The organism is Stenotrophomonas sp. SMYL11 (genome assembly GCF_036320005.1).
GTDB lineage: Bacteria > Pseudomonadota > Gammaproteobacteria > Xanthomonadales > Xanthomonadaceae > Stenotrophomonas > Stenotrophomonas maltophilia_A.
Genome location: NZ_JAWIRS010000001.1, coordinates 339,075 through 364,425, shown reverse-complemented (window position 1 = coordinate 364,425; position 25,351 = coordinate 339,075). Strand labels below are relative to the sequence as shown.

General features: G+C 67.4%; 21 protein-coding genes. 6 read left to right on the top strand and 15 right to left on the bottom strand.

The features are described from left to right. Positions 1 to 6: 6 nt before the first annotated feature. From V3B46_RS01655 to V3B46_RS01605, 11 genes are all read right to left on the bottom strand, one after another. Positions 7 to 453 (bottom strand): DUF3613 domain-containing protein, encoded by a 447-nt coding sequence (locus V3B46_RS01655; RefSeq protein ID WP_329890949.1) that lies wholly within the window; start codon positions 451 to 453, stop codon positions 7 to 9. Then, on the bottom strand, positions 450 to 1,322 hold the full coding sequence (locus V3B46_RS01650) for a tetratricopeptide repeat protein (protein ID WP_329890948.1): 873 nt from the start codon (positions 1,320 to 1,322) through the stop codon (positions 450 to 452). The genes V3B46_RS01655 and V3B46_RS01650 overlap by 4 nt, the downstream gene beginning before the upstream one ends. Further along, complete coding sequence (locus tag V3B46_RS01645) at positions 1,322 to 2,260, bottom strand: type II secretion system F family protein (RefSeq protein ID WP_329890947.1); 939 nt, start codon at positions 2,258 to 2,260, stop codon at positions 1,322 to 1,324. The genes V3B46_RS01650 and V3B46_RS01645 overlap by 1 nt, the downstream gene beginning before the upstream one ends. A 28-nt stretch (positions 2,261 to 2,288) precedes the next feature. After that, entirely contained in the window at positions 2,289 to 3,245 is a 957-nt protein-coding gene (locus V3B46_RS01640) for a type II secretion system F family protein (RefSeq protein ID WP_106468312.1), read from the bottom strand. A 2-nt stretch (positions 3,246 to 3,247) separates the two neighbouring features. Beyond that, positions 3,248 to 4,597, bottom strand: coding sequence for a TadA family conjugal transfer-associated ATPase (locus V3B46_RS01635; RefSeq protein ID WP_164171335.1), 1,350 nt, complete (start codon positions 4,595 to 4,597; stop codon positions 3,248 to 3,250). Beyond that, positions 4,582 to 5,838 carry a CpaE/TadZ family protein gene (locus V3B46_RS01630; RefSeq protein WP_164171334.1) on the bottom strand — a complete coding sequence of 419 codons (1,257 nt, stop codon included), beginning with the start codon at positions 5,836 to 5,838 and terminating at the stop codon, positions 4,582 to 4,584. Before V3B46_RS01630 ends, V3B46_RS01635 begins: the two co-directional genes overlap by 16 nt. Before the next feature lie 27 nt (positions 5,839 to 5,865). Beyond that, a complete protein-coding gene (locus V3B46_RS01625) occupies positions 5,866 to 7,224 on the bottom strand; it encodes a type II and III secretion system protein family protein (RefSeq protein ID WP_088026272.1) in 1,359 nt (452 codons plus the stop codon). A gap of 18 nt (positions 7,225 to 7,242) precedes the next feature. After that, positions 7,243 to 8,274 carry a Flp pilus assembly protein CpaB gene (gene cpaB / locus V3B46_RS01620; RefSeq protein ID WP_329890946.1) on the bottom strand — a complete coding sequence of 344 codons (1,032 nt, stop codon included), beginning with the start codon at positions 8,272 to 8,274 and terminating at the stop codon, positions 7,243 to 7,245. A 23-nt stretch (positions 8,275 to 8,297) separates the two neighbouring features. Further along, positions 8,298 to 8,774: a TadE/TadG family type IV pilus assembly protein gene (locus V3B46_RS01615; protein WP_154263782.1), complete on the bottom strand. Its 477-nt coding sequence runs from the start codon at positions 8,772 to 8,774 to the stop codon at positions 8,298 to 8,300. Beyond that, positions 8,771 to 9,316: an A24 family peptidase gene (locus V3B46_RS01610; RefSeq protein ID WP_154263781.1), complete on the bottom strand. Its 546-nt coding sequence runs from the start codon at positions 9,314 to 9,316 to the stop codon at positions 8,771 to 8,773. The genes V3B46_RS01615 and V3B46_RS01610 overlap by 4 nt, the downstream gene beginning before the upstream one ends. Before the next feature lie 67 nt (positions 9,317 to 9,383). After that, positions 9,384 to 9,575 (bottom strand): Flp family type IVb pilin, encoded by a 192-nt coding sequence (locus V3B46_RS01605; protein ID WP_164171333.1) that lies wholly within the window; start codon positions 9,573 to 9,575, stop codon positions 9,384 to 9,386. Between the two features lie 692 nt (positions 9,576 to 10,267). Between V3B46_RS01605 and V3B46_RS01600 the strand changes: the two genes are divergently transcribed. The 4 genes from V3B46_RS01600 to V3B46_RS01585 all read left to right on the top strand — a co-directional run bounded on the left by V3B46_RS01600 (position 10,268) and on the right by V3B46_RS01585 (position 18,076). Continuing rightward, a complete protein-coding gene (locus tag V3B46_RS01600) occupies positions 10,268 to 11,248 on the top strand; it encodes an AraC family transcriptional regulator (RefSeq protein ID WP_329890945.1) in 981 nt (326 codons plus the stop codon). 235 nt (positions 11,249 to 11,483) lie between these two features. Next, positions 11,484 to 16,766, top strand: coding sequence for an ESPR-type extended signal peptide-containing protein (locus V3B46_RS01595; RefSeq protein ID WP_329890944.1), 5,283 nt, complete (start codon positions 11,484 to 11,486; stop codon positions 16,764 to 16,766). Positions 16,767 to 16,827: 61 nt separating this feature from the next. Continuing rightward, positions 16,828 to 17,664 carry an OmpA family protein gene (locus tag V3B46_RS01590; protein ID WP_329890943.1) on the top strand — a complete coding sequence of 279 codons (837 nt, stop codon included), beginning with the start codon at positions 16,828 to 16,830 and terminating at the stop codon, positions 17,662 to 17,664. Between the two features lie 121 nt (positions 17,665 to 17,785). Continuing rightward, positions 17,786 to 18,076 (top strand): DUF6959 family protein, encoded by a 291-nt coding sequence (locus V3B46_RS01585; RefSeq protein ID WP_019659952.1) that lies wholly within the window; start codon positions 17,786 to 17,788, stop codon positions 18,074 to 18,076. Positions 18,077 to 18,161: 85 nt separating this feature from the next. Here V3B46_RS01585 and V3B46_RS01580 read toward each other — a convergent pair whose 3' ends face one another. Further along, positions 18,162 to 18,989, bottom strand: a complete 828-nt coding sequence (locus V3B46_RS01580; RefSeq protein WP_329890942.1) for a class I SAM-dependent methyltransferase — start codon at positions 18,987 to 18,989, stop codon at positions 18,162 to 18,164. A 63-nt stretch (positions 18,990 to 19,052) separates the two neighbouring features. Here V3B46_RS01580 and V3B46_RS01575 point away from each other — a divergent pair, with 63 nt between their 5' ends. Then, complete coding sequence (locus V3B46_RS01575; RefSeq protein ID WP_329890941.1) at positions 19,053 to 19,460, top strand: MerR family transcriptional regulator; 408 nt, start codon at positions 19,053 to 19,055, stop codon at positions 19,458 to 19,460. A 15-nt stretch (positions 19,461 to 19,475) separates the two neighbouring features. Here V3B46_RS01575 and V3B46_RS01570 read toward each other — a convergent pair whose 3' ends face one another. The 3 genes from V3B46_RS01570 to V3B46_RS01560 form a co-directional block, all read right to left on the bottom strand. Next, positions 19,476 to 20,192 (bottom strand): MgtC/SapB family protein, encoded by a 717-nt coding sequence (locus tag V3B46_RS01570; RefSeq protein ID WP_329890940.1) that lies wholly within the window; start codon positions 20,190 to 20,192, stop codon positions 19,476 to 19,478. Between the two features lie 99 nt (positions 20,193 to 20,291). After that, positions 20,292 to 22,064 carry a chloride channel protein gene (locus V3B46_RS01565; protein WP_329890939.1) on the bottom strand — a complete coding sequence of 591 codons (1,773 nt, stop codon included), beginning with the start codon at positions 22,062 to 22,064 and terminating at the stop codon, positions 20,292 to 20,294. A gap of 62 nt (positions 22,065 to 22,126) precedes the next feature. Further along, positions 22,127 to 24,205, bottom strand: coding sequence for a TonB-dependent receptor family protein (locus V3B46_RS01560; RefSeq protein ID WP_329890938.1), 2,079 nt, complete (start codon positions 24,203 to 24,205; stop codon positions 22,127 to 22,129). A gap of 131 nt (positions 24,206 to 24,336) precedes the next feature. On the opposite strand from V3B46_RS01560, the gene V3B46_RS01555 reads away from it, so the two are divergent. Continuing rightward, on the top strand, positions 24,337 to 25,257 hold the full coding sequence (locus V3B46_RS01555) for a M14 family metallopeptidase (protein ID WP_329890937.1): 921 nt from the start codon (positions 24,337 to 24,339) through the stop codon (positions 25,255 to 25,257). The last annotated feature ends 94 nt before the right edge of the window (positions 25,258 to 25,351 follow it).

Sequence of the window (25,351 nt, the reverse complement as noted above, 5' to 3'; positions counted from 1 at the left end):
CCTACCTCAGCGTCCGGATGAGGATGTTCCCTTGGACTTGGCGACATCGGTTTCAAAGAAGTCCGGGATCTCGTGTTCGAAACTCTTGATGTAGCGGGCATAGCTCAACGTGGCCTGGTCGCCAAGAATTGGCAGGCGCTGCCCGGCCTGCTGGCCCGATGCCTGCAGGCGGAACAGGCCGCGGGCGGTATCGCCGATCTGGCTGCGTACAGGGCGGACCACCGGTGCTGCGGCGTCAGTGGCGGCGATGGCCGTCGGCGTGGCCGACGGTGCAGGCGCGGACAGATCGACGGTCGTCAGCGCCTCGGACTGCAACGGTTGCGAGGCCGGTGCGGGGCTGCTGCCACCGAGCATCTGCCCGGTCAGCGGCTGTTGCTGCGCCTGCGCGGCGCCTGCAATCAACAGGCAGGCCAGCACAGGGAACAGGCGTCGGGTCAGGTGCGTCGCGGTCATGGTGTGTTCCCGTTTGGATGATCGGAGGCGCTGAAGCGTTCCAGCATCGAAGGCGGCAAGCGCTGCGGGTCACGCTCATCGCGGGTCTCGCGACGCGGCTCAACGGCCAGCCGTGCAGCGCTGGCCGTGGGGGCAGCGACGGTGCGGGCGGGCGCGGGGGCGACCAATGCTGCAGCTGCCTGTCGTTGCTGCAGGCGGGTGCGGATCTGGGTGGCCTGCTGCTGGATGCTGCGCAGGGTGTCCTCGTTGAGGCTGGCCTGCTGGGCCAGGCGCTCGGCGGTGGCGGTGTCGCCGCGCAACACGGCCCACAGGGCGAGGTTGGCAGTGGCCTTGGCGTTCCCCGGGGACAGCTCCAGGGCCTTGGCCAGCGGCTCACGTGCCTGATCGAAATGTCCGGCACGCAGGCGGGCATAGCCGAGATCACCCAGATAGTCGGTATTCAAGGGTTGCAGCTGCGTGGCCCGTGCCAGTGCCTGCTCACTGACGGCATCGTCATCACGACGCGCGGCGATCAGGCCCAAGCCGTGCGCGGCGGCGGCCGCCTGCGGGCCGCTGGAAAGATCACGATACAAGGCGATGGCCGCATCGGCCTGCCCGGTCTCGCGTAGTGCGTCGGCCTGCAGCAGTCGTAGCGCCGGTGGGTCGCCGTAGCGCTGGCGGAAGGCATCCACATGGGCCAGCGAGGCATACCAGGCACCCTGCAGCTGCATGCGCGCGATCAGCTCCAGGTAGGCATTGCGGCTGTCCTGCGGTGCCGGTTCGGGTGCGGCCAGGCTGGGCGCCCGCAGGTACTTCGGCGTGGACGACGCACAGCCGCTGGCGACGGCGGCGAGGGCAAGCAGCAGGCAGGAGGTGCGCAGGGCAGGCATCAGGGCGATCCCATCTTGGACATGGTGGTGGCCAGCGCAACCAGCGCAGGGCCGGCGAGGACCAGCATCAGCGCTGGCAGCAGGGTCAGCATCATCACCACGGTCATCTTCACCGAGAGCTTGCCGACCTTTTCCTTCAGGGTGTTACGGCGCTGTTCGCGCAGCCGGATGCTGAACTGCCGTAGCGGTTCCTGCACCGCGCCGCCGTGGGCGTGCACCTGCAGGATCAACTGCATCAGGCTGGTCAGGTCGTCGTCGGCATAGACTTCGCTCAGGCGCCGCAGCGACTGCGCGCGGGTGCGGCCGTGGGTGTAGGCGACGTTGGCCTCCTGCAGCTCGCCACCGAGTACTGGCAGCGCATCGCGCAGCTTGTCGCCCAGCGTCTGCAGGCTCTGGTCCATGCTGAAGCCCACGCCCTGCAGCAGGCGCAGCAGATCGATCAGCAAGGGCAATTCGTTCTCGACGGCGCGCCTGCGTCGCTTCACCCAGGCGGACAGGATGAACTTGGGCAGCAACAGACCGGCAGCCAGCGCGCCGATGATCACCATGATCCTGGACAGCCCCGTGACGCTGCTGAATGTCAGCACCAGTGCCAGCACCAGTACGGCCAGCAGCAGGCGCAGGCCGAGGTAGATGGCCGTGCCGCGGCGGGTGTTCCAGCCGGCCAGGTCCAGCAGCAGGCGGTCTTCATTGGTCAGCAACGCGGCCTCCAGACGACCGCCGCTGAGTGCCCGGCCGAAACGCTCCAGCCAGCCCAGAGAGTCGCGCTGCGGCGCCGCTTCGCCGTCACGGGTGTCTTCCCGCGGTTGCAGGGCGGTCTTCAGCGTGGCCGATGTACGGTGCTCACGATGACTGCGTACCCAGCCGCCGATACCGAGCAGGGCGACACCGGCGGCCAGCACCAGCAGGGAGAGGGAGAACCACGCGCTGGCGCTCATCGGTCGTCTCCAGAGGGGCGGGGGTGGTTCATAGCGACTTGGCCAGGCGATACAGCAGGAAGCCACCGACAAGCTCCAGGCCCAGTGCAATCAGCAGGATCTTGTGGCCGAGCGGGTCGTGCAGCACCGGCTGGAAGAAGTCCGGGCTGGCGATCGCCATCAGCACCGCGCAGGCCGGTGGCAGCAGGCCGAGGACCCACGCCGACATGCGGGTTTCGGAGGTGGTGGCGGCCAGTTCCTGCTGGGCCTGTTCCAGGTCGCGCATGAAATCACCCATGCGCTGCAGGATCTGGTCGGAGCGGCCACCGATGCGCACGCTGACGCCGATCACCACCGACAGCACTTTCAGTACGTCCATCCGGTAGGGCTGTGCGGCCAGCGCCAGGGCCCTGTCCAGGTCCATGCCGCTGCGCGCGTAGCGCACCGTCGTATCCAGCAGCCCGCGCAGCGGCGCGCTGGTCTGCATCGACGCGACCTGGAACGCTGCCTGCAGGCTGTTGCCCAGTGCGGTAAGCCGTACCAGGTTGTCCAGGAAGTCGGGAAGCATATGCAGCAGCTGGGCGCGCAGTTTCGAAGTGCGCCGCATCACCCACAGCCAGCAGCCCAGCAGGTACAGCAGCAATGTCAGCGGGAACATCCATGCGGTGCCGAGCCGCAGCATCGCCACGACCGAAAGCACCAGCCCAGGCACCAGCAGCATGATCGGAAGCTTCCAGCCCGTCTGCAGGCCCGCACGCTGCAGCAGGCCATCCAGCGGCAGCACACGGCGCGCGCCGCCGGCCGTTCGCGCCGGATCGTTGGCAGCGGCGACGGATGGCCCGGCAGGTGCTCCACTGCCTGCACTTCCACGAGCGAGTTGCTGCTCGGCATGCTGCAGCGATGCCTGACGTTGTTCGCGGCTGCTGGCCGTACCCCACAGCCAGACCGCCAGCGCCAGCAGCACCGAGATGATGCTCAACACGCCCAGCAGCAGGCCGGTGCCCATGTTCAGAAGTCTCCGTACAGCGACTCGCGCAGCTGCTGGCGGAACGGCTCCAGCTTGTGCGAATGCGGATGGAAGCCCAGCCCGATCCAGCGATCGGTCTCTTTGCCGTTGCCGTCGATCTGCAGCTCGTGGCGGAACATCTCCTGGGTGGTGATCAGGTTGTCGCTGACGCCGGTGATCTCGGTGATGGAGACCAGTACACGACGGCCGCTGCCCAGTCGAGAGATCTGCACGATGAAATCGATGGCACTGGCGATCTGCCGGCGCAGGCTGTCCTCGCTGCCCTGGAAGCCGGCGAAACCGGCCAGCATCTCGATGCGGTACAGGCAGTCGCGCGGCGAGTTGGCATGGATGGTGGCCATCGATCCGTCATGGCCGGTGTTCATCGCCTGCAGCATCTCCAGCACCTCGGCGCCACGTACCTCGCCGACCACGATGCGGTCCGGGCGCATGCGCAGGCTGTTGCGGACCAGGTCGCGGATGCTGACCGCACCCTGGCCTTCGGCGCCGCCGATGCGGCTCTCCAGGCGCACCACGTGCGGATGGTTGAGCGACAGTTCGGCGGTGTCCTCGACAGTGATCACGCGCTCATTCGGGGGCACGTAACTGGCCAGTGCGTTGAGCAGGGAGGTTTTGCCGGAGCTGGTGCCACCGGAGACCAGGATGTTGCAGCGGCCCAGCACCATCGCCTTCAGCAGTGCCTGCATCGGCGCATCGAAGGTGCCCTTGGCCAGCAGCTCGTCGGGCGTGAACGGATCCTTGCGGAACTTGCGGATGGACACCATCGGTCCGTCCACCGCCAACGGCGAGATGATCGCGTTGAGGCGACCGCCGTTGGGCAGGCGCGCGTCGACCATCGGATTGGAGTCATCCAGGCGACGCCCGAGCGGGGCCAGGATGCGGCGCAGGATGCGCAGCAGGTGGGTATCGTCGGTGAAACGCTGGGTGGCGCGCTTGAGCTGGCCGCCCTGCGAGACATGCACGTCCTTGAAGCCATTGATCAGGATGTCTTCGATGGACGGATCGTGCAGCAGGTCGTCGAGCGGGCCGAAGCCGGTCAGTTCCTTGACCAGACCTTCGGCAACCACCTGCATCTCTTCCTCGTTGATCGGGATGCGCCATTCCTGGATGAAGCCCACCGTCTGCACCTGTACCCACCGGGCGATGGTGTCCGGGGCCCAGGAGTCGATGTCGATGCGCTCGTCCTCGATGCTGTTGAGCAAGTGCTCATGCGCCGCCGAGAGCACCTTCTGGTACTGCTCGGTCTGTGCGAACGGCACGTGCCCCGGCGGGGTGTCGGGCAGCACCGGGCGGGTGGCGGCATGCGGAAACGGGGTTACCTTGTCTTCCATTGCGATCCACCCAGGGCAAGGGAGAGTCTTTCCCGCAGTCCCTGTGCCTGGACCGGGACTGCAGCCGGATCCAGGCGCGAAACGAGCGGGGCGAGGGCACGCAGGTAGGGGTCGCGCGGTGCATCCTGCAACAGCAGGTGACCCTGGCTGGCGGCAAGGCGCACACGCGGACGTTCGGGCAGCGTGGCCAGCAGCGGCACCTCGAAGCGGCGCGCGATCTGCTCCGGGCTCATGCCGCTGCTGTCGTCGTGACGGTTGATCACCAGCTGCAGGCGCTTCTCGCGCTCGCGCTGCCCGGCCAGGTGCTTCAGGGCCTGGTCGAGCGACACCAGGGTGGCGATCGACGCGTCGGTGACCAGCCAGATTTCGTCCGCCTGGTCCAGCAGCAGTGGTGGCAGCTGCCGCAACGGGCAGCCACCGGCATCGCACAGCACGCTGGCAAACACGCCGCGCAGGCGCTGCAGTAATGCGCCGGGGTCGGACGGTGGCACCGCATCGCTGCCGCTGGCGCGGTCCAGCAGCACCAGCCCGGAATCGTGACGTGCCATCGCGGTGCGGGCGAGGGTGGCATCGATGCGGCTGGCATTGCGCAGCGCGTCCTCGTAGTGGAAGCGGCTGTCCAGGTTGAGGTACAGCGCCAGATCACCGGAAGGCTGTGCCAGCTCCATCAGCAGGCCGTCCTGCTGCAGCGCTTCGCCCTGGGCCAGTGCGCGCGTCTGTTGCGCCAGCACCGACAGGTGTGCGGCCAGTGTACTGGTACCGACGCCGGCACGTACGCCCAGCAGTACGATCAATCGTGCCTTGTGCGCATGCTGTGCGGCGGCGGCTGGCCGTGGCGACAGCGCCCGGCGCAGGGCTGCTTCGATGCCGGAATTGTCGCTGTCCAGGTCAAGGACATCACGCAGTCCCACGCGCAGGGCCATCACCACGCCTTCCACCTGGCCGGCGCTGGTGGCGCCGACCGCAACCAGCATCAGGTCCGGCTCGGTCTGCTGCAGCTGCTGTGCAAGCACGCTGGAGGCGGCGGCATGTTCGGGACGGAAGTCGAGCAGCACCAGGCTCTGCGGCCCGCGTTGCAGGTCCTGGGCGGAGGTCGGTGTGCTGCTGTCCTGCCAGTGCAGGGTGGTGTTCGGCGGCAGCTTGGCCGCCAGCCGGGGCAGCAGTTCGCGATCCATTCCGTACAGGACCAGATTCATCGGTGGTCCTTGCGGATGCAGCGGCTGGGCGGTGGCGTAGGGCATGGGCGTGGTATCGCAGGCATCATGGAATCAGCGTGAGAAGCCGGGCACCGGGTCCTGGCTGATCGGGCCAAGGAGCCACGCGCCCCATTCGGGCAGGTTCGGCTTGGCCTCGCGCTCGCCAGGCAGCGGCAGCTCGGTGTTGCGTGCCAACGGCTGCACCAGCCGTGGCGTGACGATGATCACCAGCTCCTTGTCCTGGCGCTTGTAGTCGAAGTTGCGGAAGAATGAGCCGATGATCGGCAGGTCGCCCAGCAGGGGGATCTTGCCGACGTTGGAGACGACGTTCGAGCTGACCAGGCCGCCAATCACGAAGCTCTCGCCGTCGCCGAGCTCGACCGTGGTGTCGGCGCGGCGGGTGGTGATCGAGGGAATCTGTACGCCGTTGAGCGCGATGGCATTGCTGTAGTCCAGATCGCTGGCTTCCGGCGCCACCTTCAGCGCGATGCGGTTGGGAGACAGCACCGTCGGGGTCACGGTCAGGCCGATGCCGAATGGCTTGTAGGTAATGGTGGTGGTGCCCAGTCCCTGTGGCTCCAGGATGGGCAGCTCGCCACCGGCCAGGAAGCTGGCACTCTGACCGGAAAGCGCAACCAGGGTGGGCTCGGCCAGCACGCGCGCCATGCCGTTGCTCTGCAGCAGGTCGACGTCGGCGTTCCACAGGCCCTTGGTCGAGCCGAACACCAGGCGGAACGCAGACGAGATTGGCGACTCGGCTTCATTGCCGGAGTTGCCCTCCTTCATGCCTGGCAGGATGCCGGTATTGCCTGGCAGCTGGCCGCCGGGCCGCGCGAAACCATAGGCGAAGTTGCCATTTCGGTTCTGGAAGCTGATGCCGATCTGCTTCAGCGCGGTCTTGTTGAACTCGACCACCTTGACCTCGACCTGGACCACGCCGCCACTGTTGACGGTGGAGGCATCGGCAAGCATGCCATCCTTGCCCAGGGCCATTGCAGCGGGCTTCTGCTCCTGCATGTGCGACAGCACACTGTCGGTGCTTCCCTGCAGCAGGCCCTGGTTGTCCTGCTGGGTGAAAACCAGTCCGTTCGCCCCTGCATCGGCGGCGCCCTGCACCGCGCTCTGTACCCGGACCTGCAGGCGCTGTGGCTCGGTCTGCTTGCGATGCCAGAGCAGCAGCGTGGTAGTGCCCGGTGCCTTGCCGACCAGCAGCGCCTGGCGCTGGCCGCGCAGCATCACGATATCGGCCACGCCCGGATCGGCAATGGCGACCCGCTCCAGATCGCCCGGCAGGGTCCAGGGGCGCTGCTCACGCGCCTGCAGTACCAGGTCGTCGGCAGCCACGCTCGTCGCCGGTGCCAGCAGCACCAGCAGCAGGGCCAGCCAGCGCTGGCGGGGGGAGGGGCGTGGACGGTGGCGACGTTCGGTCATGGAAGCGCTCGATGCAGGTCAAAGGGAACCACGAGGGGCGGAGCTGTCACCGCGGATGATCTCGATACCCGACGCGCGTGGCACGCTGCGTCGTGGCGCCGGCGCGCGGGCGGGTGCGTCCGGAGTGCTGCGGGCGGGCGCGTTGCTGCGGCCGGCCAATGCATCGCCGTCGATGCCGGCGAACGCGTGATTTTCCGGCCGTTGCAGCGCAAGTTGCTGCTCTGCATCCAGGCCGCGCAGCGGATCGATCACCCCGCGTGCCTGCGGGAACAGCGCCAGATCGGGCTGGCCGGAATCGGCAGGGTTGCGCAGGGCCAGGAACAGCTTGCCCTGCTGCGCGCCCAGCAGCAGGCGGTTGGCATCGGCCACCGGTACCGCCAGGACCGCGCTGCGCGCGGGTTGGGCTGTGTCGCTGCCTGTACTCTGGCTGCTGCCGGTGATGTCGGCGGCGCGTGGATCGTTTCGGGTGTCGGCCTCAGTGCTGGCTACCGCAGCATCGGTGGCTGGAGCAATGTCCTGCTGGCCATAGCTGAGCACCCTCAGGCGCGACAGCAGCAGGCGGGTCTGCGCGGCTTCGCCCGGGCTGTTGACGTTGGGCTGGGCGTTGCGAAGGTTGAGGAACACGTCGACGAAGTCACCCGGCAGGATACGGTTGCCGGCGCCCACCAGTTCGTCGACCGGCACGGCCAGCGCGCGCTCGCCCGCGCGCAGCTGCAGCGAGAATCCTTGCGCCAGTACGCTGCTGCTGATGGCGGTGCCTTCGGCGATGTCCTGCACCGGCACCTTGCCGACGACGGAAGCGATGCTGGTGGCGGCGCCGGCGACCGGCGCGGTGCGCTGCGCAAGGCGCAGCCCGTTGGCGGTGATCGGTTCGCCGGCCGGCAGGCGCGCCACCGCTTCCACCACCGTGACCGTCTGGGCCTCGCTCTGCGCGACCGGAGCCGCTGAGGCCGGGGCGTCGGGCTTGCGCCCGATCATGAAGGCGACCAGGGCCAGCAGCACGGCCAGCCCGATCAGGGCAACGGCGGCGATGCGGGTCAACTTGAGCATGAAACCGTCTCCTGTACCGAACGTCAGTTACCGCTGCCGAGGTCGAGCTGTGCGACCGCGACGCTGCGGATGGGGGCCTGCATCACCCACTTGTAGAGCGTGGCGGTGCCGGGCAGGAAGGGGTGGCTGGCGTAGTCGTAGCTGACCGTCACGGTCATGCACTGGGCCGTGGCCAAGCCCGCGCAGGGCGCCTGCGCGGATACCGTGATGGCGTTGCTTCCCCCATTGCTGCAGTCGACGGGCTGACCCGAGAAGTTCAGCAGCCACTGCATCGAACTGCGGGCCGCAACGCAGGCCGCTGTACGGCGTTCATTGGCAGTGCCGTAGCGCAGCGATGCGCGCGCACCCTCGGCCGAGGCGGTTGCCAGCGTCTGCTGAGCGGCCATGATCATCACGCCGGAGAAGGTGAACAGCAGCAGTGGCAGCAGGCCCAGCATCAGCATCAGCGCAAATTCAATGCTGGCCACGCCTCGTTGCAACCGTGGACGATGGATGTTCATGCCAGGCCTCCGTACGTACTGAAGAGGATCCAACCGATGGCTGCCATTGCCAGGTAGGCCGCGTAGGGAATGCCTTGGCGTCCCTGGCGGGCGCTTTGCATCCCGCGCAGCGCCGGGTGTGAATGCCATTGCGAACTCGCCCGGATCATCTGCGCCTGCAGGCCAATGGGCAGTACTGGACGCAACCGACGTGACACCAGCGCCACCGCTGCATGTGCGCCCGCTGCGATGCTGGCCGCGATCCAGATCGGCAGCAGCGCCTGCCAGCCCAGCATCAACCCCAGTACCGAAAAAAACTTGACGTCGCCGGCGCCCATCCAGCGCAGCGCATAGAAGGGCAGCAATGCGACCAGGCCGAGCGCCGCGCCGGCAACGTGGGAGCTCCACGGCAGGCGCGGCGCACTGAACTGGCCGGCGATGAGCACGACAACGGTGATCGCGCATGCAGACAGCAGCCAGGCATTGGGCACCCGACGGGCGTACAGATCGCTGATCGCGATCCGCAGGCACACACCGATGGCCAACAATCCCAGCAGTGTCATCACACACTCCATCGTCCGTCAGTGGACGGTCAGCAGTTGCTGTTCCTCATCCAACCGGGGACGCGAATCAGGCAGGTGTGGTGCCCGACGCCTTGTCGGCAAGCTTGGTGAGATTTTCAAAGAGCGTTTCGAAGAAATCCTTGATCTGCGTGCTGCCCAGTGCGATCAGGACACCCGCAATCACAGCCGCCAGCAGGCCGTACTCGAGTGCGGTAACGCCATCTTCTTCCTTCAGGAACTTGCGGATCGATGTGTTCATGACCTTTGTCTCCCTCAACCTGTCTGCTGCAGGACACCTGTTGGGCGGTGGCCCGGCTCCGCCGGGATCGTCCGTGGACCTCCGCACATCCTGGCGGAGGAGGCACGGCGGGATGGACCCGCTGTGCTCAAGCAGGGTGATCGTTTCCAGGCGGGACGTCGTTCGCGCAACGGCGACCCCGCGGCCAAAGGCCGGTGGTCGAAACATCGTGCGATACGTGCATGGTCATGCTGTCCCCCTGGGTGAGGCCATCGCTGGATGGCCGGATCACCGTGTTATCGACTTTGCCTGAATGGCGGCCGGCTGCAACCGGAACCTATATGCAAATTCGGCAGAAAGTCGTCGGACCTTAAACTTTCAGTCGGTTTCTGTGACGAAAATCCGTTTCCGGGCAAAACGATTCATCGACGTGCAGATAATGTGATTCCAGACTCCGGCACATGCGAAAACCGTGCCAGACGCCACAACTTTCCGTTCACGTCTGTATCCATCTTATTCCAGTTGCGAGGGATGTTTATCCTCGTAAATTACCGGCATACTCGCATTCAAGTATTCGCGTTTCTTTATCGGGCGGGCACGTCGTTGGCAGCGTCGCTCGTCCCGGAGATGGAAGCAATTCCATGAGAGGTGCGCGCCCTGTCAGGCAGTGGGGGCCGCATCGCACGACGGATAATCGGGGGGACGACACTGTCATGGTCGATGGTGGGGTAGGAGACAGCGACGACAGCGGCCTGCGGTCGATCGACCTGGCGACGCTGAGCGGCGTACTTCGTGTGTGCGATGTCGAACTGCTTCTGCTCGATGGCAATGGCCCCCGGGCGGCTTTCGCTTCGCGCGTGCATGAAGAGGCCTTGTTCTGCAGCATCAGCTGTGGATTCCACTGTCGTGGCCGTTTCATGCTGCCGCCGGACTGGGCGATGCTGGGCTATCTGCACGCAACGGATGAAACGCTGAGCTGGTGCCACGGTGTACCGCTTACCCCTGGCATGGCGTTGACGGTGATGCCGGAAGGCATCAGCGAGTTCACGCTGAGTCCGGGTACGCACATGACGCTGATGCTGGTGCCGGTTGCGCGGGTGCAGCGAAAGCTGACCGAGTTGAGCCTTCGCAGTACGCCGCCGGCAGGCCAGGCGTTGTCGTTGTTCAATCTCCCCAGCGAAACCACCCCTCTTGCACAGCATTACCAGCAGCTGCACCTGCAACTGGGTCAGGGGGCGAACCTGCAACCGGAGGAAACCGAGAAGCTGCTGCACGAACACGTGCAGGCCCTGCTCGGCGCCGGTGCTGCAGATCGGCCTGGATGCAGTCGTGCACGGCGCACCCATTATCTGATCGCGCAGCGGGCAGAGAATTTCATGCGGCTCAACCTGCGCCGCAATATCTACATGAATGAGATCTGCGATGCTGCTGGCGTCAGTGAGCGTGGGCTGCGCTACGCCTTCGAGGATCTGTTCGGTACGTCGCCCAATCGGTACCTGTCGATGCTGCGCCTGTGCGCGGCCTGTCGCAGCCTCTCAATGGCCGATTCCAGCCGTCGCTCGGTCAAGGCGATTGCCCTCAGCTGCGGCCTCTGGGACCTGTCACGCTTCGCCGACAACTACCGCAAGGTGTTCGGTGAACTCCCGCGTGACACGCTGATGCGCGCGCCCGCGCAGATCGGCCAGCCGGCCTGAGCCAAGCGCCACACGGGTTTCCCGGTCGTTTCTGCCGGAATTGCATATCCGCTTGCCGATATGGTTGCCGCTTCTGCATAACCGGCTGCCGATTCCGACCGTGGATTTGCCGGAATGCGCGATTGCCGTGCCGGAATGAAGTGCGCAGCCGCCGTTGCAAACGCTGAAATGTCAGTCACCTGCCTAACGGCAAGTCCACTGACATTCCAGTTGTTCGCCTACGGGGGAAATGCTCATGAACCGCATCTACCGGCGTGTATGGAACCGCCAGCTCAATGCTCTGGTTGTGGCCTCGGAACTGGCCACCGGCGATAGCGGCGGCAGCGCCGCCCGCGTCCCGCGCAGCGCCCTGCTGATGCCCACCGCCCTGGCCCTGGCCCTGCTGTGCGTGCTGGCCAGCGGGCATGCAGGAGCATCCGAGTCCAATCAGTCTCTACGTGACCTGCAGGCGCTCGCAGCCAAGTACGCGCAGCCGATGCCGGTCAAGGTCGATGCCGAAGTGGCATTGGCGGCCACCTCGCGTCAGGCGCAGAGCACAACGGCAATCAGCGCTGATGCGCGTGTCGGCCTGCAACTGAGCACGAACGCGCTGCCTGTGGTGCGCGACGTGCTGCCGGCGACCGTGCAGGTGAAGCTGGGTGCGAACACCGCGCCGAAGCAGGTCGCCGTCCCGGCGCTGGAGGCCGATGTCCGTGCCAATGTCGGGCTGGGTCATGCGGCGTCCAATGTGGCGAAGATTGATGCATCGCTGGCGGCCAACGTTGCACCGTCTGCGCGTGGGTCGCTCGGTGTGGCTGCGGATACGCAGGCGAAGGCCAGGGTTGGCGTCGCCGGTACCCAGGTGGCCTCGGTCGATACCGGTGCCAAGGCGGCTGCCGCTGTTGCTGGCTCGCTGTCCGGCCTCAAGGCGTCGGTTGACGGCAAGGTGGATTCGCAGCTGAAGCTGGCGGGCCACCAGATCAACGGTCAGGGACAGGTCAAGGCGGCGGCAGCGGTGACGCTGCCGGCCAAGGAGGAGCTGCCGGGCGAAACCCACGATCGTGCGATCACCGCAGCCTTCGATACCGGTGTTGCCGGCAAAGTGCGCGTGCAGGCGCCGGATGGCCAGGAAGTCGTGGCCGACCGCAATCTGAAGCTGGCCGGCCAAGCGACCGTGGCAGCGCAGAACAGCGCGCTGGGCGTCGGTGGCCTGGTGGGCGGCGTTGTCGGCGCGGCAGGTGGCGCCGTGGGTGGCGTGCTTGATGGCACCGTAGGCAACACGGTTAGTGCGGTCGGCGGCGCCTTGCACGGCACGGTTGGAACGGTAGGCAATGCAGTGGGCAGCACGCTCAATGGGGCCGTTGGTACGGTTGATGGAGCCGTAGGCGGTGCGCTCAACGGCACCGTTGGAACTGTCGGAAGTGCCGTGGGTGGTGCACTCAACGGCACGATCGGTTCGGTCGGCAGCGCAGTCGGCGGCGCACTCAACGGTGCGGTTGGCACGGTGGGTGCAGTCGGCGGCACCGTGGGTGGTGCGCTCAACGGCACGGTCGGTTCGGTTGGTAGCGCAGTCGGCGGCGCACTCAACGGTGCGGTTGGCACGGTGGGTGCAGTCGGCGGAACTGTGGGCGGTGCGCTCAACGGCACGGTCGGTTCGGTCGGCAGCGCAGTCGGCGGGGCACTCAACGGTGCGGTTGGCACGGTGGGTGCAGTCGGCGGCACCGTGGGTGGTGCGCTCAACGGCACGGTCGGTTCGGTCGGCAGCACGGTCGGCGGGGCACTCAACGGTGCGGTTGGCACGGTGGGTGCAGTCGGCAGCACCGTGGGCGGCACGCTCAACAATACCGTGGGTGCAGTGGGCAGCACCGTCGGCGGTGTACTCAATGGCGCTACAGGTGGCAGCACCGGCGGCCTGGGGGGCCTGCTGGGCGATACGCTCGGCAATGTCGGCGGTGCCGTCGGCAACCTGCTCAATGGCAACCTCAACGGCACCATCGGCAACCTGGGCAGCGCCGTGGGTGGCCTGGTCGGTGGCACACTGAGCGGCCTCGGCCTGACCAAGCCCTCGGCGATCCCGCCGACCAGCCCGAAGGCGCCGGCTCCGGCCGATCCGAACGCGGGCCTGATCATCGGCACCGGCGGCCTGGTAGGCAACGTCGGCCAGCTGATCGGCCCGACCACCACCAGCCTGTTTGGTGGCAACGGCTACCTGAGCAACGGCAACCTCAAGCTCAGCAACGCCAACGTGATGCAGACCTACTCGACGGTCAACGTACTCGGCCTGCCGGTGGTGAACCTGTCGCCGGTCGGCAGCACCCTCAATGGCCTGGGCGGCGCGGTCACCGGCGGCAGCTCGCACCTGACCCTGATCGGCGGTGTCACCTCCGACAGCTACATCTACAACATCAACAACGGCAATCCGGGGGGCCTGCTGGGCCTGCTGCTGCCGAAGGACTCGCCGGCGTGGGCGGCCAAATGCCTGGACATCGCACTGGCCGACATCTCCTGCTGGGCGGTCAATGCGGCGCAGGATTACCAGGTGCTGATGGGCGACGGCGCTTTCGCCAACGGCTCGAAGGAAGTGGTGATCGGCGCCAATGCCCGCCACGAACTGCCGAAGGTCGATGCCAACGTGGCCTTCCCGGGTGCAGGTACCAATGACCCGAGCAACCCGACCGGCGTGCCGACCGCGGACTACGCCGCACGCATGGGCCATTCGGTGATCGTCGGCGACAGCGCGGTGGGCACGGCCAACGGGCAGACCCTGCTCGGTGCCGAGGCCACCTCGAACCAGGCCAACTCGGTCGCCCTGGGCTACCGCTCGGCCGCGCTGCGCGGCGCCCAGGCCAGCTACAGCGCCTATGGCCTCACTGCGCCGCAGGTCTCCGCCGGTGAAGTGTCGGTGGGTACCGCCGGTGGCGGCGAGCGCCAGATCACCAACGTGGCCGCCGGCAGTGTCAATACCGATGCGGTCAACGTGGCCCAGCTGAAGGGTGCCATCAGCCTGATCGATGATGTGGCGGCCGCTGCGGTGACCTACGACCTGGACGGTGCCGGCAATCCGAACTATCGCCGCGTCACGCTCGGTGCGGGCACCGGCACTACCACCATCGCCAACCTGGCCGGCGGTGCGGTCACCGCCGGCAGCCTGGAAGCGGTCAATGGCGGCCAGTTGGCGGCGACCAATGCGGCCATCGCCAGCTTCTTCGGCGGTCGCGCAGCCTTCGATCCGGCCAGTGGTGCCTTCACTGCACCACTGTTCGAGATCAGCACCATCTCCACCGGCGGTGCGATCGCCAAGGGCCTGTATGAGAACGCCACCGATGCCTTCGCCGCGGTCGATGGTTCGCTGGTCAACCTCAACACGCAGATCACCGACATCCGCAACGGTGGCACCAAGTACCTGCGGGTGAACTCGACCGGTACCGAGGCACTGGCCAGCGGCGCCGACTCGATCGCGGTCGGTACCAACGCCCGCGCCACCGCCGCCAACAGCATCGCGGTGGGTGCCGGCAGCCTGGCTGACCGTGCCAACAGCGTGTCCATCGGTGCCGCCGGTGCCGAGCGTCAGGTCACCAACCTGGCTGCGGGTACCGCAGCGACCGATGCGGTCAATGTCGGCCAGCTGCAGGCGTCGGAACAGGGGGCACTGCGCTATGACCTCAATGGCGATGGCAGCGTCAACTACGCCAGCGCCACGCTCGGCCAGACCGGCACCGCCACCACGCTGCGCAACCTTGGCCCGGGTCAGGTCAGTGCCACCAGCAGCGAGGCCATCAACGGAGCCCAGCTGTTTGCGGCCAACCAGGCCGTGGCCACTCATCTTGGTGGTGGCGCAGCGGTCAACGCCAGCGGCGTGCTGACCGCACCGACCTACTCGATCAACAACGTCGCGGCCAACGGCACCGTCACCAAGGGCAGCTACAACGATGTCGGCACCGCCTTCGACGCGGTCAGCAACTCGCTGGCCAACGTCGCCGACCAGACCGGCGAGATCGACAAGCTGGCCGTGAAGTACGACGTCGATGGCAGTGGCAACGTGCTCAACAGCGTGACGCTGACGGGTACCGGCACCGGCGCGGTGAAGATCACCAACGTCGCCGCCGGCAGCATCCTGGCCGGCAGCAGTGATGCCATCACCGGCGACCAGCTGTTCAGCACGAACAGCACCATCGCCAACTACTTCGGTGGCACCACCGCGTACAACGGCACCACCAACGTGTGGACCGCGCCGAAGTTCAGCATCTCCAGCATCGCCACCGACGGCACCTTCACCAGCGGCGACTACAACAATGTCACCGCTGCCTTCACTGCGGTGGACGGCTCGCTGAAGGTCCTCAACCAGCGCATCACCAACGGCGGCGGTGGCAGCGCCTACCTGGCGGTGAACTCGACCGCAGCGGCTGCAACGGCGGCCGGCGCGGAGGCGGTGGCGGTGGGCCCGCAGGCCAGTGCGGCCGGTGCCAACAGCGTGGCGGTCGGCAACGGCGCCAGCGCCAGTGCCGGCAACAGCGTGGCGCTGGGTGCCGGGTCGGTGGCCAGCGTCGGTGCGCAGAGCGGCTACACCGGCGCCTATGGCCAGGCCGGCGCCAGCAACTCGGCCGGTGAGGTTTCGGTCGGCAGCACCGGCAGCGAGCGCAAGATCACCCATGTCGCCGACGGTTCCGATACGTACGACGCAACCAATGTCGGCCAGCTGAAGAACGGCGTGAACTACGCCATCGACGAATCGAAGAAGTACACCGACCAGAAGATCCAGAACATCACCAACGTGGCCGGCAGCTTCCGCGCCAACAACACCAACAACCTGGCCGATCCTTCCGCCAGCGGTGCCAACTCGGCCGCCGGCGGTGCAGGCTCGACCGCGGCCGGTGCCAACTCGACCGCGCTGGGCAATGGTTCGCAGGCGCAGGCCGACAATTCGGTGGCGCTGGGTGCGGGTTCGGTGGCGAACCGGGCCAACACGGTCTCGGTCGGTGCCGCCGGTGCCGAACGCCAGGTGGTCAACGTGGCCGACGGCTCGCAGGCCACCGATGCGGTCAACGTGCGCCAGCTGCAGGCCTCGCAGCAGGGCACGATCCGTTACGACACCACGGTGAACGGTGCGACCAACTACAACAGTGTCACGCTGGGCAGTACCAACAGCGGCCCGACCACGGTGCGCAACGTCGCCGCCGGCACGGCCGGTACCGACGCGGTCAACGTGGACCAGCTGAAGTCGGGCATGGCGCAGACCCTGGACTGGTCCAAGGCCTACACCGACGAGCGCATGGGCGGCTTCGAGCGCGACCTGCGCAAGACCGACAACCGCGCCTCGGCCGGTATCGCGTCGGCGATGGCCACCGCAGCCCTGCCGCAGCCCAGCGAAGCGGGCCGCAGCATGGCCTCGGTCGCCGCCGGCAGCTATAACGGCGAGTCGGGCGTGGCGGTCGGTATCTCCGGTGTCTCCGAGGGTGGCCGCTGGATCTACAAGTTCAGCGGTTCCACCAACAGCCGTGGCGAGGCCGGTGTGGCCGTCGGTGCCGGTATCCAGTGGTGATCGCCGTCGCCGGGCCGCAACCGCGGCCCGGCAGCGCGGAAACGTCCATAGGGGGAATGACATGAAACAGCATCGCATCGCCCGCACCGGCCAGATGGCCGCAGTGCTGGGCCTGGTCCTGGGAATGGGCCTGCTGGCCGCCTGCCGCAGCCATGCGCCGGCCGCCGAGGCTCCTGCCGAAACCACCGCCGTGCAGTTCCCGGAGGCCTCGAAGGCCTCGTTGAAGGAAGGCATCTATCCTGACGTCGCCGACCTGCGCCGCTTCGCGCCGGGCATGAGCAAGCGCCAGCTGTACACGCTGCTGGGTACGCCGCATTTCAACGAAGGCATGTGGGGCGTGCGCGAATGGAACTACCTGTTCAACTTCCGTACCGCACAGGGCGCGGAGTACTTCACCTGCCAGTTCCAGGTGCGATTCGACAGCAAGGGCATCGCCCAGGGCGGCTACTGGAAGCCTGAATCATGTGCGGCGGTGCTGGAGCCGCCGCGGCCGCCGGCCCCGCCTGCACCGGCGCCGTTGCCGGAGCAGCCGTTGCGCCTGTCTGCTGATGCGCTGTTTGGTTTCGACAGCGCGGTGCTCAGTGCCGAAGGCCAGCAGGCCGTGCAGGGCGTGCTGGCGCAGGTGCGCGAGGCCAGTCAGGTGCAGTCAATCCGGGTGACCGGGTATACCGACCGTATCGGCAGTGCCAGCTACAACCAAGCCCTGTCGCAGCGCCGTGCCGAAGCCGTGCGCAGCGCATTGGTGCAGGGTGGGGTGCCTGGAGCCAGCATCAGTGCTGAAGGACGCGGCGCGGCCGAGCCGATCGTGCAGTGCGAGCAGCGCAACCGTCGCGAGCTGATCGCCTGCCTGGCACCGAACCGGCGGGTGCAGATCGCCGGGGTAGCGCAGCCACGCTGAGTTTCCTGCGCCGGGGCAGGGCCCCGGCATCCCGAGTCCCCCCTGACCGTCGGCAGGACGTGGTTACGTCTCCCCCGTTGATCACGCCTGCCGGCGGCTCAGGTTTTCCATGGTGCACGCGATGAACGCCCAATTCCTGCCTCTTTCCATGAAGACGGAAACCACACTGAGTGTGTATGGTCAGCTTGGCAACCATGCGGTGGTGCGCATTCCCGGGCGGCGCCTGCCGGGATTGATCCTGCAGGCAGACACCGTGGCTGGCTTCCTTGCCCAGCTGCAGGAAGCCCAGGCCTGCCTGCGCAGTGGGCGCGCACAGCGCACCGACGCCGAGCTGGACATGCTGATCGACGTGCTGCAGCAGTGGTATGCGCTGATTGAATCGCGCCTGGCCGACGCCGGCGAGGCGCTGTAGAAGAAAAAGGGGACGGAGGGGATTAAGTCGTTTCCGGCACAGCCGGGGCAAGAACGACTTAATCCCCTCCGTCCCCTTTTTTGTATCAGGCGCGGGCGCGGACCAGCCAGCAGGCGGCATCCACGCGTACCCGGTCGCCTTCGATGAAGGGCGCGAACGCGGCCAGCGCCTTGTTTCGAAGTGCGTCGGCGCGGTCTTCCGGCATCGCGCGCAGCGCCAGGCCCAACGGGCCCACCTGGCCGACGTAGGTCGGCAGCTCGTCGCGGGCGATCGAACAGGGCAGGTCGACCGCAACCACTTCGACGTCCTTCCAGCCGGCCGCCTGCAGAAGCCCCTGTACCCGCTTGCCATCGGCAAAGGCAAATTGGCCGGGTGCTCCTGGCGCGCGCGGGGGTAGATCGAGTTCATCGCCAATGGCGCGCTCGGCCGTCGTCATGAATGGGTTCTCCTCTGCGCTGCGCCAGGCGATGAAACGCAGGCCGGCGCCCGGTCGCGCGGCGCGGTGCAGGTTGGCGAAGGCCGCGCCGGTATCCTCGAAGAACATCACACCCAGCCGCGACTGGATCCAGTCGAAGTGTGCGGACGGCAGCGGATGCCGCTGCGCATCGGCGACGATGAAGTCCGCGTCCAGTCCTGCCGCCTCGGCGCGCTGGCGGGCCAAGGCCAGCATCGGCGCGGAGATGTCCAGGCCGGTGCTGTGTGCCGCCGGGCGTGCCGCGGCTGATGCCAGCAGACTGGCTCCGGTGCCACAGCCGATATCGAGCAGTTGCGTGACGGATTGCGGAAGCTCGGCCACCAGCAGATCGGCCATGGGCTGGAACAGGCCATCGAGGATGGCCTGCTGGGCGACCCAGATCTGGCCGCCGGGGCCATTCCAGAGCGCATTCTGATCAACGGGGGATGTACTGGCCATGGCCTTGTCCTTCCGGGAAGTTGGCCATAGGTTGATGCTTGAAGGCGACTTGAGGTCAAGCCCGTGCGTGAACTGGACATCGGCGAGGTGGTGAAGCGCAGTGGCGTGCCGGCCTCGACCCTGCGCTACTACGAGCAGTTGGGGTTGTTGCAGGCCCTGGGCCGTCGCGGCCTGCGCCGGCAGTACGACGAGCAGGTGCTGGAACGGCTGGCGCTGATCGCCCTGGGCCAGGCGGCCGGCCTGTCGCTGCAGCAGATCGGGGCATCGCTGCCACCTCAACACGGATGCCTCACGCTGGATCGTGAGGCCCTGCTGGCGCAGGCCGATGTGCTGCAGCAACAGATCAGCCAGCTGCAGCGGGTGCGCCGTCACCTGCAGCGGGCGGCGGCTTGCCCGGAAGCGCAGGATGCACGCCAGTGCGGTTCATTCCGAAAGCTGCTGCGGGCGCAGCAGCGCAGGGCGGGTGGGTGAACCATCCACGCCCTTTCAATCGCGGGTACTGACTTCCCAGGTGGCGTGCAGCACGCCGGGCACGTCTTCCATCCGTGCCAGCACCACGTCCAGCTCGTCGGCACTGACCGCCGTACTGACCAGCACCGCGATCACATCAGTGGGCGAGTCGGCATGCTCGACCACCTGTACATCACCGACCGGATACTGCGCAGCCTCCAGCGCATCGACCAGGCGTTCGCGCACCCGCGGCACGGCTTCGGCATCCACGCTCAGGCGGACCTCGTAGGTCGCTTCGGTGGCGGTCTCGTTGATCGGAATGCGGTTTATCGCATTGACCAGCGGCCGCAGCAGGGTGTTGCCGGCAATGATCAGCACGGTCAGCAGCACGCCCTCGGCCAGCATGTCCGCACCGGTGCAGCTGCCGACCGCCGCCGAGCACCACAGGGTGGCGGCGGTGTTCAGGCCGCGCACGTTCATGCCTTCCTTCATGATCACGCCGGCGCCGAGGAAACCGACACCGGAGACCACGTAGGAGATCACCCGCACCGCCTCGGCGCTACCGGCGATGCGCATGCCCAGGTCGACGAAGGCGGCGGCGCCGACGGCCACCAGCACGTTGGTGCGCAGGCCGGCGGTGCGTTGCCGGTACTGGCGCTCGGCGCCGATCAGCGTGCCCAGCACGAAGGCGGCCAGCAGGCTGACCACGGTGTCGGCGAAGGGACCGGCCTGGAAGGTTTCAATGAAGCGCATGGCCGGAGTCTACCCGGTCGAGGTGACAGTAGATCCACGCCATGCGTGGATTTCGAGGGGGCTGGAAACGACTTAATCCCCTCCGTCCTTTTTGCGGGGTCAGTCGGTGTCCTCGACCCGCTCGCCCATCAGTTCGCGCTGGTGCTTGTCCAGTTCCTCTGCGTAGCGCTTGCGGACGAAGGCTTCGGAGACCACGCCCAGCACTTGGCCGTCGGCGGCGACCACGGCCAGTTCGTCGGCCTGGGTGTGGTCGAAGCGCTGCATCACGGTGACCACGTCCGCGCTCGGCAGCAGTGACACGTCGCGGTTTTCCGCCAGTTCGCCGATCATGGTCTCGGGCTTCACGCCGTCGCCGTAGACGCGCGGAATCTGCACGATGCCGGCGTAGTGGCCTTCGCTGTCGATCAGGATCACCCGGCTGCCCGAGCCCAGTGGGAAGCGCTGGCGGAAGGCGGCGGCGTCGAGGTCGGCCACCGCGGTGGCCACGCCCTTGCGCATCAACCGGCCGGCGTTGAGGTTCTGCACCCAGCCCACGTCGCGGGCGCTCTTGATGGTCTCGCCGCGCAGGTGCATGCGCCAGGTCGAGAACGAATAGCCGAACCACTGCCGCACGAGCGTGCTGGAGACCAGCACCGCACTCATCACCACGCTGGTCAGCAGGAAGTCGTGGGTGCCTTCCAGCACCAGCATGGCCATGGTCATCGGTGCGCCGACCACGGCGGCGGCCAGCGCTGCCATCCCGGCCAGTGCGGCCGAGGTGGCGTCGATTACCGGCACGCCGGTGGCCATCGCCAGCAGGCCGGCGAACAGGGCGCCGACCAGGGTGCCCATGAACAACGAGGCGAAGAACAGGCCGCCACGGAACCCGAAGCCCAGCGAGATGCCGGAGGCCAGGCACTTCAGGGTCAGCAGGCCGCCGATCCAGATCAGTGGCAGATGCGTGGTCAGGTCCAGGTGCAGCGCGCCATGGCCGGACGACAGCACCTGTGGGCTGGCCAGTGCCAGCGGAATCAGCAGCAGGCCGCCCACCACCGGTCGGCCCCACAGTGGCAACGGACTGCGCTTGACCGTGCCTTCGATCGAGGCGATCAACCGCATCACCGCGATGCCGACCATCGCGCAGCAGCAGCCGAGCAGGCCGTAGATGGCGTAGTCGGCGGCGCGGACATCAATCGTCGAGGCGGCCGGCAGCAGGTAGGCCTCGATGCCGGCCTGGTCGGCCACGAACGCGCCGGCCAGCGCGGCGACCGCGACCGGGGCCAGTGCGGCCGGGGTGTAGGCGCCGATGACGATCTCGAAGGCGTAGAACGCACCGGCCAAGGGTGCACCGAAGGCGGCGGCGATGGCAGCGGCGGCACCGGCGCCGACCAGGATGCGCACATCGTTGCGACGCAGGCGCATCACCCGGCCCAGCTGCGAGCCGCTGCCCGCGCCCATCTGCGTATAGGAAGCCTCCAGCCCTACCGAGGCGCCGCAGCCGTTGGACAGCAGGGTCTGGGTCAGCACGATCAGGTTGTCGCGCATCGACATGCGGCCGCCATGCAGGGCGTTGGCTTCCACCGCATCGAGCAGGGGCCGCTTGAGCCGGGTCGCGGCCAGGCTGACCAGCCCGACCAGCAGGCCACCGAGCGGCAGCACCAGCAGCGCGGTCCAGGTCAGCGAGGGCAGGGAGCTCAGGCGCATGCCTTCATCCAGCCCGTACAGGGTACCTTGCAGCCAACGCGCGATGCCGGACTGCAGCAGGGTCAGGTAGCCGGCGATCAGGCCCACCAGCAGGGCAAGCGCAATGAACCACAGGTCACTGCCGCGCAGTCGCAGGCGCAGGCCCTGGAAGGCCGCATGCAGGCGCGATGGCGAAACAGGCAGTGACATGGTGGCGGCATGATACGCCGCCACCGTGATCGCCACCGTCACTGCATCGGGTGGTTACCGGCTCAGAAGCGGTAGCGGCCCTGCACGTAGAACGTGCGCGGCGCGGCTACCATGCGACCGGCGTTGCCATCGACGTTGCGGGTATACCAGCGCTTGTCGGCCAGGTTGTTCACGCCCAGCGCGATCTCGCTGTCACCCAGTGCCGGCACCTGCCAGGCCGCCTGGGCATTCCACAGGCGCACGCCGGGCACGCGGCCCACGCGCGCATCGGCGCTCTCGGCCCAGGTGTTGGCCGCATCGGAGAACTGGCCGCTCTGGTGGGTGCTGGAGACATTGAAGGTCCAGCCGGCCAGTGCGTAGCGGGCGCCGACGCTGTCGGTGTCACGCGCGTAGAACGGCACGTCCAGGCCGCGGTTGTCGCCGGACTGCTGGATCGCCTTGGTCCAGGTGTAGTTGGCGTACAGCTCCAGCCCGGCCAGTGCGCTGTCCTCGGCGAAGCGGTATTCCACGGCGCTTTCCACGCCCTTGTGGTCGGTGGCGCCGATGTTCTGGAAGGTCGGCGGGGTGATCCCCGGCACCTGCAGGATCTGGTTGTCGAAGCGCATCTTGAACACCGTCACTTCCGCGCGCAGTGCACCGTCCTGCCAGCGCGCACCCAGCTCGGTGGTCTTGGCCACTTCCGGGTTCAGCGGGTTGCTGGCCGTCTGCGAATTGAGCTGGATGTTCTGCACCGGCCCGAACGAGGTGGTGTAGTTGCCGAACACGGTCAGCTGCGGGGTCAGCAGGTAGGCGATGTTGATCGAGGGCAGCGCCTTGTCGTTGCGGCTGCTGAAGGTGGCCGCCGTACCGGCCTGGCGGCGGTCCATGTCGATCCATTCCATGCGCACGCCGGGGGTGATCCGCCACTGGCCGATCGCGATGCGGTCATCGATGTAGAACGCATGCGCATCGGTGGCATTGTCGAAGCGGGTGGTGGCGCCGGCCGCGCCGGTGCGGCGGGTGACCGTATAGCTGCGATCGTTGCCGCGCTCGCGCAGGAAACGGTAGCCAGCGGTGATGTCGTGCACGCTGCTGCCCCAGTGCAGGCGCTGGGTGTAGCGCGGCTCGATGCCGAGCACCCGGTAGTCGCGCGGCTGCACGGTGATCTGCGTGCTGGCGGCATTGATCAGTGCGCTGGCCCGGGTGCTTTCGTTGTAATAGGCCTGCACCTCGAACTCGCTGTTGTCAGAGAGCGTGTTGGTATAGCCCAGGTCGATGCCGCTGCGATGGCCCTTCCAGAAATCGGTGGGGCGGGTGTTCTGGAACGGATCGGCCTGGTACTGCGCACGGGTAAGGCCGCCCGGGGTCAACGAGCGCACATCGTAGTAGGACAGCTTGGCGCGCAGTTCCTGCCGGTCATCGAGGGCGTAGGCGAATTTCAGCGCCAGGTCGTTGAAGCGGTCGTCGCTGCCCTGGCGCCAGCCGCGGCCATCCTGGCCGGAGTAGAGCAGGGCGGCACCCAGGCCGTTGTCGGCGGTGCCGCCGAGGAAGACGTTGTACTGGGTGCTGTCACCGCCACCGTGGTCGTAGGCGGTGTAGCGCGCGCCGACCTCGCCGTGCAGGCCGGCTTCGGTGGGGATGGCGCGGGTGCTGAAATTGATGATGCCGCCCACGTTCTGCGGCCCGTAGCGCACCGCGCCGCCGCCGCGCACCACGTCGATCGACTCGATGTTGGCCAGGCTGGCCGGCGCGAACGACAGCTGCGGTTGGCCGTAAGGGGCCACCGCCAGCGGCACGCCATCCAGCAGTACGGTCGAGCGCGGCGAGTAGCGCCCGGTCAGGCCGCGCACGCCGATGTTCAGCGAGACCGAGCTGCCGGCCGTGCCCGAGTTGTCGGTGACCTGCACGCCGGGAATGCGGCGCATCGCGTCGCCCAGGCTGGCCGCGCCGCTGGCCTCGATGCGCTGGCGATCGACCACGGTACGCGCGCCGGCAAAGCGCTTGACGCTGTCATGCAGGCCGGTACCCAGCCAGCTGCCGGACACCTGGATGCTGTCGAGCGTGGTGGCGCTGTCCTGGGCGAAGGCGGCGGCGGGGCACAGACACAGGGCAAGTGCGGCGGCCAGCGGCAGGCGGGCCGGTTTCAGGGCGTGGATGGGCATCGAAGTCGGAAGTGGAAGGTCGTAAATGAGAATTATTGCTGATTCCATTTGCCAATGGAATGCACCTCCGGTTCATGCCGATGCCCCGGTGGTAAAGTTGGCGATTGCTTCCTGACTCGCTGAGATCCGCCATGTCCCAAGCCGCTTTCTACCCCGTCGGAACCCCTGGCCAGCCGTGGGGAGCGGCGGAGCGGGAGGCGTGGCGTGGCCGCCAGCAGCGCCTGCGCCGCTACGACGAGGAGGTGCTGCCGCGCATCGAGGCGCTGGCCTCGCGCTTCGACAAGGTGGCCTATGGCCAGCTCGATTACGCGGGCGAAACCTACACCCTGTTCGCGCTGCGCAGCCGCGACTGGAACCCGGCGCTGCCCGCCGCGCTGGTCACCGGTGGCGTGCACGGCTATGAGACCAGCGGCGTGATGGGCGCGCTGGAGTTCCTCGAAAAGCACGCCGCCGACTATGCCGGCCAGGTCAACCTGCTGGTGGCGCCGTGCGTGAATCCGTGGGGGTTTGAGCGCATCAACCGCTGGAATTTCGATGCGATCGATCCGAACCGCAACTTCCGCGCCGACGGCCCGGCCCGCGAATCGACCGCGCTGATCGAGCTGATCGCACCGGTCAAGGGCCAGTTCGTGCTGCACATCGACCTGCACGAGACCACCGACAGCGACGAGAGCGAGTTCCGGCCGGCACTGGCCGCGCGCGACGGCAAGCCGTTCGAGCCGGGCTTGATTCCCGATGGCTTCTATCTGGTGGACGACAGCGAGAATCCGCAGGCGGCCTTCCAGCAGGCGGTGATCGCCGCGGTGGAGAAGGTCACCCACATCGCCCCGGCCGACGACAAGGGCGAGATCATCGGTTCGCCGTTGGTGGCCCATGGCGTGATCGAGTACCCGCTGGTGAAGCTGGGCCTGTGTGCCGGCATTACCGGCGCGAAGTACACCACCACCACTGAGGTCTACCCGGACAGCCCGCGCGCGACCCCGCAGCAGTGCAACGATGCACAGGTGGCGGCGGTGTGCTCGGCGCTGGATTACGCGCTCGCCCATCGTTGACCGGTAGTGCCGGCCGCTGGCCGGCAACTGAAAAAGGGGACGGAGGGGATTAAGTCGTGTGCGGGGCAAACGGCGGGGTCCCCGCCGGGCCCGG